General features: G+C 56.4%; 7 protein-coding genes. 2 read left to right on the top strand and 5 right to left on the bottom strand.

The window, feature by feature from the left end; genetic code table 11:
• On the top strand, positions 1–560 hold a 560-nt coding region (locus tag CJ255_RS19435; protein WP_245863598.1), incomplete at its 5' end, for a zinc-ribbon domain-containing protein.
• Between the two features lie 138 nt (positions 561–698).
• On the opposite strand, the gene CJ255_RS19440 is transcribed toward CJ255_RS19435, so the two are convergent.
• Entirely contained in the window at positions 699–1,580 is an 882-nt protein-coding gene (locus tag CJ255_RS19440) for a PAS domain S-box protein (protein ID WP_165774822.1), read from the bottom strand.
• A 176-nt stretch (positions 1,581–1,756) separates the two neighbouring features.
• Positions 1,757–4,951 carry a DEAD/DEAH box helicase gene (locus CJ255_RS19445; RefSeq protein ID WP_097645751.1) on the bottom strand — a complete coding sequence of 1,065 codons (3,195 nt, stop codon included), beginning with the start codon at positions 4,949–4,951 and terminating at the stop codon, positions 1,757–1,759.
• 142 nt (positions 4,952–5,093) lie between these two features.
• On the opposite strand from CJ255_RS19445, the gene CJ255_RS19450 reads away from it, so the two are divergent.
• Positions 5,094–6,911, top strand: a complete 1,818-nt coding sequence (locus CJ255_RS19450; protein ID WP_245863599.1) for a peptide ABC transporter substrate-binding protein — start codon at positions 5,094–5,096, stop codon at positions 6,909–6,911.
• Positions 6,912–6,978: 67 nt separating this feature from the next.
• Here the strand turns inward: CJ255_RS19450 and CJ255_RS19455 are convergent, their stop codons facing one another.
• The 3 genes from CJ255_RS19455 to CJ255_RS19465 form a co-directional block, all read right to left on the bottom strand.
• Positions 6,979–7,818: a tetratricopeptide repeat protein gene (locus tag CJ255_RS19455; protein WP_245863600.1), complete on the bottom strand. Its 840-nt coding sequence runs from the start codon at positions 7,816–7,818 to the stop codon at positions 6,979–6,981.
• A gap of 272 nt (positions 7,819–8,090) precedes the next feature.
• Complete coding sequence (locus tag CJ255_RS19460; RefSeq protein ID WP_097645753.1) at positions 8,091–9,437, bottom strand: MiaB/RimO family radical SAM methylthiotransferase; 1,347 nt, start codon at positions 9,435–9,437, stop codon at positions 8,091–8,093.
• 2 nt (positions 9,438–9,439) lie between these two features.
• Positions 9,440–10,063: a putative DNA-mimic protein gene (locus CJ255_RS19465; RefSeq protein WP_097645754.1), complete on the bottom strand. Its 624-nt coding sequence runs from the start codon at positions 10,061–10,063 to the stop codon at positions 9,440–9,442.
• Positions 10,064–10,456: the final 393 nt, after the last annotated feature.

A 10,456-nucleotide genomic window follows, 5' to 3' on the forward strand; every position in this document is an offset into this window, starting at 1 on the left:
CCAATCTCCAATCTCCAATCTCCAATCTCCAATCTCCAATCTCCAATCTCCAATCTCCAATCTCCAATCTCCAATCTGAAATGACCCTAAGGAGGCAACCTATGAGTTTCTTTGATCAGATCAGCCGCCAAATCAGCCAAGGGGTTGATCGCGCCAAGTTTGAGGCTGATAAGTTTCAGCGCACTACCCGGATTCAGGGTGAGACCAACGAACTGCGACGCCAGATTGATACGAAATTGGCCGAGTTGGGGCAGCGCGCCTATGAGTTGCAGCGCGCCGGTCAGATTAGTTCTGCCAGTATTAATGAACTGGCCACGGCCATTGATCAACTCCGTTCATCGCTGGTGACGAAAGAGGAGGAGTTGAAAAAGGCGCAGGCAGAGGTCTTTGTTGAACCGCCCCCCGCTGAACCCACAAACTCTGCGCCAGCCCAGCAGGTGCCGATTAGCTACGATCCGCCCCCGCCCTCGCCAGCGACGAGTAAGGCTTGCGGTGTCTGTGGCTTCCAGATGCCCAGCTCGGCAATGTTTTGCCCCAACTGTGGGACACGGGTAGGGTAGGGTAGGTGCATACTCTGTGCTTTGCCGCAAATTTCTCTGTGTTCTCGGTGTCTCTGTGGTGAAATTCTCTGCATCTCTTCAAAAACCCTATAACTGAAAGGGGCCATCGGGGGCTCCTAAAGCCCTATCTGTGGCTCCTTAGCGCAAGCTCGCCGCAATCGCCTGTTGCAGGTTCCCTAAGGTTTGGATGCCGCTCAGATCAACCCCTAGCCCGACGACCGTCTGGGCCACTTCTGGGCGGATGCCTGTGAGCATGACGTGGGCTCCGAGCAGTTTGAGCGCTTGGGTTGCTTGCAGCAACGTATGGGCCACTTGTGTGTCCACCACGGGGACGCCGGTAATGTCAATGATCACCGTCTTGGCCTGATGCACACTCACCCCTTCAAGCAGTGTGGCAATAATCTGTTGGGTGCGGTGTGAATCGAGGCTGCCAATTAGCGGCATGACCAACACCCGCTCTGCCAAGGGGATCAAGGGCGAGGCGAGTTCGTGTAATGCCTTGCGCTGTGCGCTGATGATCTCCGCCTGAAGCTGCGCCTGCTGTGCCTGCTGCGTCTGCAACTCACGCTCGTGCTGCTCCTGCTCGGTGAGATCGCGGATGAAGCCGCCTCGCGCCAAGGGTTTGCCCGCCTGATCGTAGATCAAAAACGTACTCAAGAGCCCCGGAAAGGTACTGCCATCGGCTCGCACATAGGTCAAACGCCCCACCCAGAAACCATTGTTCATCACATGCTCAATCGCTTCTTTCAGCCGATTGCTCTGTTCTGCTTCCACAATGTATGACCATGTGGGGCGCTTGATTGAAGCATCACCATAGCCGAGCATGCGCTTGAAGGCACCGTTTACATAGCGCAGTGTGCTGTCAAAATTGGCAATAAATAGTATGTCAACAGCATGCTCAAAGAGCGCCTCAAGCAGATGTTGTTTTTCATGCGATACATCGCTCTGCTGCTGCAGCGCAGCAAGTTGAGCCTCTAGCTCGGCAATGCGTGCTTCTAAAGCGGCGGGTGATCGATTCAAGCGATGTGTACCTCCAGGACTCATTTCCTCTTAAGGGATGGTTTCAGCAAGCGGAAGACCGCTTTACCATGTTGCGGGGATGCGTGAGGCGAAGAGGCGAGGGCTTCGCGTCCTCGCGTCCTCGCGTCCTCGCATCCTCATTCCTATTTTCTATTTGCTCGTTTCTATATTCTTCCCTAAGAAAAGAGCACCTCCACATCATCGCGCGTGAGGGACTTAAAGACCCCACCTTCCGAGCTGATCAACTGCTCAACCAAGGCTCGTTTCTGATCCTGTAGCTTGAGGATCTTTTCTTCCACGGTGTCGCGGGTGATCAGTTTGTAGACAAAGACCGGCTTGGTTTGACCGATGCGATGGGTGCGGTCGGTGGCCTGCATCTCAACCGCAGGGTTCCACCAGGGATCAACGTGGATGACATATTCAGCGGCGGTGAGGTTGAGACCCACGCCCCCCGCTTTGAGGCTAATCAGGAAGAAGGGCAGCTCGGGGTCGTTCTGGAAGCGATCCACTACCCCCTGGCGGTCGCGGGTTGAACCATCAAGGTAGGCGTAGGGAATCTTCTGCTCGTCAAGGCTCTCGCGGATGAGGCTGAGCATCTGGACGAATTGGGAGAAGATGAGCGCTTTGTGCCCTTCGGCGCGGAGCGTTTCCAGTGTTTCGATGAGCAACTCAAACTTGGCCGAGTTGCCCCGGAATTTGCTGTCAATCAGGCGCGGGTGGTTGCAGATCTGGCGTAAGCGCAGCAACCCTTCGAGAATCTTCATACGCGCATCGCTCAAGCCTTCATCATCAATCATGCCGAGCAACAAGGCCCGGTAGTAGTCACGGGTCTTGTTGTAGAGCTTGCGCTGCGCCGGTTCCATCTCGGTCACCAGCAACTCCTCGGTGCGCGGCGGCAGATCAAGCGCCACCTGATCCTTGGTGCGCCGCAAAATGAAGGGGTAGACCATCTTGCGTAGGAAGCTGGCGCTCTCCATGTCCTGCTTGCGTTCAATCGGTGCCGCAAACTCCTCGCGGAAATAGTCGAGGTTGCCGAGCAGCCCTGGGTTCAAAAAGGCAAACTGCGACCAGAGTTCAAGGGTGCTATTCTCTACCGGCGTCCCGGTCAGCACGAGGCGATGCTCGGCGCACAGCGCCCGCGCAGCGCGCGATGTGGCCGCCACCGGATTCTTGATCGCCTGCGATTCATCGAGGATGGTGTAGTGGAAATTGTAGCCGCGCAACAGTTCGATGTCGCGCAGCATCACCCCGTAGGTCGTCAGGATCAGATCATACTCGCCAAACTCTTGCGCCGCACTAATGCGCCCCTGGTCGGCGTGAACATAGAGCCGTAGCTTGGGCGTAAACTGCTGTGCTTCACGCTGCCAGTTGAAGAGTAGCGAACGCGGCATCACCAGCAGGCTCGCGGCTGGTCGCGGCTGCTCTTCATAGATAGACTGGAGGAAGGCGAGGGTCTGAATGGTTTTGCCCGTCCCCATATCATCGGCGAGGCAGCCCCCAAACTGGTAGTGCCGCAAAAAGTGCAGCCAGTCGTAGCCAGCCTTCTGGTAGGGGCGCAGTTCGCCAGTGAAGTGTTGGGGCAGCACCTTGCTTTCAAGCCGGTCGAAGCTCTTCAGTCGTTCCCGTCGCTGATTGAAGGCTTCATCGGCCTCGCTGCGGTCGGCCTCGGCCAGCAACTGATCCAGTAGCACAATGTGGTGGCTCGCCAGACGCATGCCATCCTCGCGCTCTTCGCTAAAGGCAAAGAGGTGCTTGTAGCGCGCCGCCCAATCTTCCGGGATGACCCCAAGTGAACCGTCGGTTAATTTGACATAACGGTCGCGGCGCTTGAGCGCCCGCCGCAACTCCTTGATCGGCAGCATCTGATCGCCAAAACTGACAACCGCCTGCACATCAAACCAATCAACGCCTGAATTGACGTTAAAGCTAATACTGGGCCGGTTGCGATTGACCCGCGCCATCGTGAGCGCTTCTTCACCAAAAATGGTAATGCCACTCGCGGCCAGTTTGGGCACTTCGCGCAGCAGGAAGTCAGCCGGGGTGACATTCTTGCGCAACGCGAACTCGTGGGGGTTAGCGCCGCGCTTGAGCCCGTGACCAGTAGCGATCTGCTGCTGGATGGTTTGCTCAAACGTCTCATCACGTTTCACCCGCACAAACTGATAGGCTCCAGGCCGACGGCGCACATGCTCGGCGGGGGGCTGTTTCTCAAAGGGAAACTCAAACTGCTCATAGCCGAAACGCAGCTCGGCCACCAACTCACCCTCGCGCTCACTCAGATAGATCCGTGGCTGGGGTTGGATCTGCAAATCCTCCCACTGTACCACATCGCCATCAATCCTTACCTGTTCACTGATCGGCAGCAGGTAGTGATCGAGGAACTCCGCCTCTTCGCTGTTGGGAATGCGGAGCCGCGAATAGTTGATCAGCGTCTGCAGATTGGGGCTTGCATCAACGATCCGCATCAGTTCGTTCTGCACCAAGAGCCAGACTGGTTCACTTGCGATCAGCGCACAATCTTGCGGTCTAAGCGCAATTGATCCATGATTGCTCAACGTATGGAAGGTTGCATCGATGCCGTCGCCATTGCGCTGTACCTGCAACTGTAGTTTCGCCGACTGCTCATGCACAACGAGCCGCCCCTCACCCATCGGTTCATCCTCTGCACCATGGTAGACTAACGCATCGTGGTGGAGCATGCCCAAGGCTGTGCTAAGATTATGACTGCTCGTGCCATATTGCCAATGGCCGTAACTGCCACCGAGCAGGGTATTGGCTGCGATGACGGCATGGGCGGGTACTAAAGGGAAGTTGCCAGGATCAACTGATGAACGTAGAACCCGTGGCGCCAATCCTGGTTGCGTATCAATCCAAGCACCGATCTTCAGGAAATCACCCTCATACTCTTTCGGCATACTGCGCACATTGACGGTGTACGGCACCAGTGACCAATTGTCCCGCCGCTGCTGGAGGCTAAAGATGATGATATTGTTGATCGTTGAGGGCGTATAACGACGGATGGGGGTTTGTACCGCATGGTTCAGTACCGCACGCCAAATTGAGGGCGGATTGGCCTGGAGGTGGTCGCGCAGGGCCACGATTGCGGCGACACGGTGTGAGCACATGCCCCAACCATAGCCTGAACGGCAGTTGCATTGCACATAGAGTTGACTTGCATTCAAACTAATGACCACACGCTGGGCGGATTGCCCTGGGATTTCAATATCTACGGAGGCTCGCTTGTCGCTAACTTCATGGACGCGCGTGTGCCCCTGTTTGAAAAGCTCACGCCCTTCCTTCACAACTTTGGGTTGGGTGTATTGAAAAATCTTTTCCAGCACGAGCGCTTCGGCGGTAAGCATAAAGAGCATAGGACAACCTATTTGAACTACGGTAATGTAGAGGTCGGCACGTAGGGTGCGCACGGCAACTTGGTGCCCTCGCTCCCTCTATGGTATAACATTGCCACACACTAGTGTATAGCAAGGCTATCTTTTTTGTAAAGGTTTGATCATGACGCGTATCCTGCAACTCACTCTACTCATAATGAGCGTTCTCTTCTTACATGCGTGCGAACTTCAGGGCGGCGTTGAGCGCCCTACGGCAGTGGGCCTCGTGCCAACGAGTGTTGAACCAGCGCCCACGCCCGAACTTATAGAAACCGCAGACCCCTTTGCGGCAACTCCCGCCACAGAGGCGAGCCTGCGGATCGGCATGCTGACTGATCCGGGGAATCTTTTGCCCTACCAGAGTGATAGTGCCAGCGAGCGGCTGAGCGCCCCCATTACCCAATTGCTCTTCCCCGCTCCGTTGCTGCCAGTTGGCTATACCTATACCACCACGGGCATCCTTGAGCGGGTGCCTAGCTTTGAGAATGGCGATGTGACGCTTGAAATGGTTGAAGTCTTCCGCGATGAACATGGCGCAATCAGTAGCGAGCCCACCGATACGATCACGGAGGTACAGCAGATCCATGTGGTCTTTCGTTGGAACCCTGAGCTACACTGGTCTGATGGAACCCCACTCACCGCTGGTGATTCGCTCTTTGCCTATGAGTTGGCCCGTCAGATCGATCTCGGCCAAACGACCCAGAGTAAACTTGGGCTGATCGAACGCTACGAGCAACTCGATGCCCACACGACGCGGGCGGTGTTGCGCCCCGATTTCATCGATCCGGCCTATGTTACCACCTATTTTACTCCCCTACCGCGCCACATCTTGGCCGAGATTAATCCGCAAGAACTCTTCGCCAGCGAGTTTAGCCTCTTGCCAGTGGGCTATGGCCCCTACCAGCTTGTTGAACGCGATCAGACCAAGCTGCGTCTGATCCGCAATCCCTCCTATCCCGGCCCGCAGAGTGCGTTTGAGAGTGTGAGTTTTATGTTCCGCGACAACCCGGAGTTGTTGTGGAGTGCAGTGGCGGGCGGCAGCCTCGATCTGGTGGCCTTCGATCAGCCCCAGAGCGAACTCTTAGCGACCATTAGATCTGAAGCCGAGCGTGGAACCCTACGGGTAAGTGCTACCGCAAACCCGATCTGGGAACACCTGGATTTTAATCTGGACTTCGAACTCTTTCAAGATATTCGGGTGCGGCGGGCCATTGCCCATGCCATCAACCGTGAAGCTATCGCCCACGATCTCTTAGGCGGCTATGGGCGCATCCTCGAAAGCTGGATCATTCCCGACCAGTGGGCAGCCGCGCCGCTCGATGCCTTGACCCGCTACCCCTACGATCCCGATGAGGCCCGTCGGCTGCTTGATGAGAAGGGGCTAGTGGATAGCAGCGGTGATGGGCTGCGCGAGCTCAATGGCGAGCCGCTGACCATCAATCTGCTGACGACCCAAGGTTCACCCTTACGCCTCGCTACCGCCGAGCGTATCCGTGATGATCTTGCAGCCATTGGAATTGGCCTCGCCATCCAAGAGTTGCCCACAACTGCGCTCTATAGTCCTGATGGCCCCCTCTTCCGCCGTAGCTTTGAATTGGCGCTCTTTGCGTGGATCGCGGGCCCCGATCCGCGCGGTTGGGAGCGTTGGAGTTGTGCGGGGGTGCCAAGTGCAAGTAACAATTGGACGGGGAATAATTTCTCCGGCTGGTGCTTCTTCGAGGCTGATCGCGCCATTCGTACCGCAACGACTTCGCTCGACCGCGAGGAACGGGTTGAAGCCTACCTACGTCAGCAGCAACTCTTCACCCAAGAGTTGCCCGTACTGCCTCTCTTCCAACGGGTTGATCTCGTGCTGAGTAATCCCCAGCTCGATGGCGTCACCGCTGATCCCACTGCGCCCTTTACGTGGAATATCCATCAATGGGTAGGAGATAGCAGATAGAAAAGAGGAAATAGGGTAAAAATCACCCTTTCCTCTTTCCTCTTTCCTGCTTGCTCTTTCCTAATTTCTACTCCTCCATCCCATCATCATCACCCATATCCTGCTCAATCTCATCGAGGCCGAGTTCTTCCTCCTCGTCGCCCGTGATGTAATCGGTCAGGTCGGCATCCGGCTCATCAATCTCGTCTGGCTCATCAAGCAGGTCTTCATACTCCTCGTAGCGCAGGCCCGACACATAGGCCGCCCCTTCGCCCAGCTTGCCGGGGAAGGAGATGCGGTTGCGCTGGCTGGGGTCTTGGTAGGTTTCGCGGATGAGCAGGCGTACCAAGCGTGGATCACTCTGGGCAATGGCCGCAAGGTAGCGATTGCCGCCATTGATCAATTCGGCGAGGCGCTGGCCCAATTTCGGTTCGAGCCGTCCAACCGTCGTACCATCCGCATCAATCACATAGACCGTCTTGCCCTCGACGCGAAAATCCATCTTCTCGCCCGTAACCAAGGCGTCTACCGCAGCAGTACGCGGCACATCAATCAGCGCGGTGATCGCAGTACGGCCCGTCTCGGTGATGAACATGCGTAAATCAACCTGCTGACGCGGTTTACGATTAGCTTGGCCACTCCCAAAGCCACGCGCAATCAGCGCATCAAGCCGCGCCAAATTCTTACGCGCAATCGTATTGGTCGGATTAAGGCGCAGGGTATGCTGATAGGCATCATGCGATTCGGTGTAGAGCCCCTGCTCCATCAGCGCCTTACCCAAACGATTGTAGATGTCGGGATCTTCACCCAACTGGAGAATCTGACGATTGATTTCAGCCGCTTCATCCCAGCGGTTCATCGCTGCCAACTCAATGGCTTTCTCTTGAAGCCGACGGCGGATCCGCTGCTTTTCGTCCTGTTTTGCCACAGGTAGCACTCCTTGATTGCTTGTGTTGGTTATCCTAAGGGAAGAATACAGAAACGAGAAAATAGAAAATAGGTTTGCGGTATCAGGATGAACTGAATGCCTCCAGGCTGTAATGCGTACGTCTTCGCGCCCTCGCGCCCTCGCGTCTTCGCGCCCTCGCGTCTTCGCGTCTTCGCGTCTTCGCGTCTTCGTGCCCTCTGAACAGACCGCATGCCTCATGATATTCAAGCGCATTGAGACGCCATGTCCGGCTATCGGCTATCGGCTATCGGCTATGGTATTACCTCCCCCTGCAAGGCCCACGGCCCGGTCTGGGTAATCCGCACGGGCACACAGTGCCCCGTGAAGTCGGCAGGGTGACTAAAAAAGACCAATTTGTTATTGGGGCTACGTCCGCGCCAGCGCCCGCGACTCTCGCCCTCGACGAGGACTTCAACCGTCTGATGGAGGAAGCGGGCGTTGCGTTCACGCGCCACCTGTTCGTGCAACTGTTCGAGGGCGCGACGGCGTTCCTCCTTGACCGCTTCGGCTACCGCGAGGGCCGGGTCTTGCTCTTGGGCGGCGGCAAGGGTGCCCGGGCGCGGCGAGAAGGCGGCAATATGAATCTTGTCGAAGCGCAGTTCCGCACAGAGTTCGATCGTCTGGGCAAAATCTTCAGCCGTCTCACCGGGGTGCCCCACAATCACATCGGTGGTGAGCGAGACATGGGGGATTGCCGCACGGATCTGGGCCACCAGCTTACGGTAACGGGCGCTATCGTAACCCCGGCGCATCAACTTCAGCAGCTTATCGGAACCACTCTGCACTGGTAGGTTGATGTCGGGCATACAGCGTGGCAGGCTGGCCACCGTCTCGATCAGCCGTTCAGTCATCCAGGCAGGGTGGGAGGTGAGAAAGCGTAGCCGTTGCAACCCGGAGATGGCATGCACTGCGCTGAGCAGATCGGCCAACTCAGGCCGACCCGGCAGATCATGGCCCCACGAATCAACAATCTGGCCGAGCAGGGTAAGCTCTTGGGCCCCACGGGCCACAATGCGGCTACACTCCGCAATCAACTCCTCCAGCGGGCGCGAGCGTTCACGCCCCCGGCGCTGCGGAATAACACAGTAGGAGCAGGTCATGTTGCAGCCATACTGAATTGGCACATGCACCGAAATGGGCGGATGTTCCCAATCGGCCACCGGCAGCGCCGGTTCATCGAGGCTATAGATCGGGTTAGGGGCCAAGGCCACCACCTCGTCCACTGCCGACGGCGAGACAAAGTGGTCAACCATGGGCAATTGGGCCTCAAAGATCGAACGATTCTCAGGGCCAACCATACAACCCCAGAGTACAACGCGGGTCTGCGGATATTCCCGTTTCACGCGCACCAATTCGCCCAGTTTACCCAAGATACGCTCTTCGGCACTAGCGCGCACACTACACGAATTGAGCACAATAAAACTAGCCTGATCAGGGCGTAGCGCCGGGCTATAGCCCACCCCCTGAAGCGCCGCCTCCAAACGCTCCGAATCGGAGACATTCATCTGGCAACCCACTGTCCACACGTAATAACGCCGCTCACGCGGCGTGCTATCGCGGTCAGTAGTAAGCTGAGGGAGCAAGGTAATGTCGTGCATACCTACCAAACGATCACGGGCAGCCCATTATTCACACTCTGCGTCGCTGCCTCACGCAGCAGTTCGAGGCAACGGTAAGCCTCGGAGTTGTGCTTCACCCCAGCATCGAGCAAGAGCGGGCCAAGTTCAGCGATTTCGCGCTGGAGCGCGTAGGCTGAACCAAAGAAGGCGCTATCCTCTTCACCTTCTTCATTCTCAAAGGGCATCCAGAGGGGTTTGGCAAAATCGGCGGGCAGATAGTAGCTGTCAATCCCTTGCAGATTAACCAGGTGGGCAAAGCGCGTCTGGGTCAACTCGTCCCACACATCGGTCAAGACCGGGTCAAGTTCATCGTAGATCACCGGGCCATCTTCGATCACTTGGGCAAGATCATCTTCTCGTTCGAGATGCACCGCCAAGCGCGAGAGTTGGTAGAGTGCGCCCATATTCTCCAGCCCACCCTCCCAGATTTGGGTACCGGGCAGCGCTAAGAGATCAACATCAATCCCCTCTTCGCGCAATTGGTCTTGCACAATCGAAATCGACTCGCGCTGCTCATTGTAGGCTTCTTGGTCTTCATCGGGGCGTACGGTAATCATGGCACCAACCGCGAGATCAAGTTCGGTTGGCTGATCACTATGGGTCATGGGTCACTTCCCTGTAGTAAGGCTCGGAGAAAGGAATGCTCACAACAAAGGGATGTACACACATCCCGTGCAATAGTATACCACAAGCGCTTTTAAGCTTTTATACCATTTCAGATGGTAGATTGTAGATTGCAGATTGCCGAACATGGCGTCCCAAGGGGCTTTAGGGAAGCAGAAATTGTTACGTATCCCAGCAGCCTGTCATGCCGAATAGTCCATGGGCGGGCATCGTAGTGCCGACTTATGGTCTTCCAGAAATTAATCCGGTGTCGCGGCACGGACTAGACCTGATAGATATGCCAGATCTGCGAGGTCTGGTTAGCGGATTATTTACTGGAAGACCATAAGTCGGCACTACCTACGGCGCAAACAGGAACGTTCCTACGAACCTTC

Source organism: Candidatus Viridilinea mediisalina (genome assembly GCF_002532535.1).
GTDB classification, from domain to species: Bacteria; Chloroflexota; Chloroflexia; order Chloroflexales; family Chloroflexaceae; genus Viridilinea; species Viridilinea mediisalina.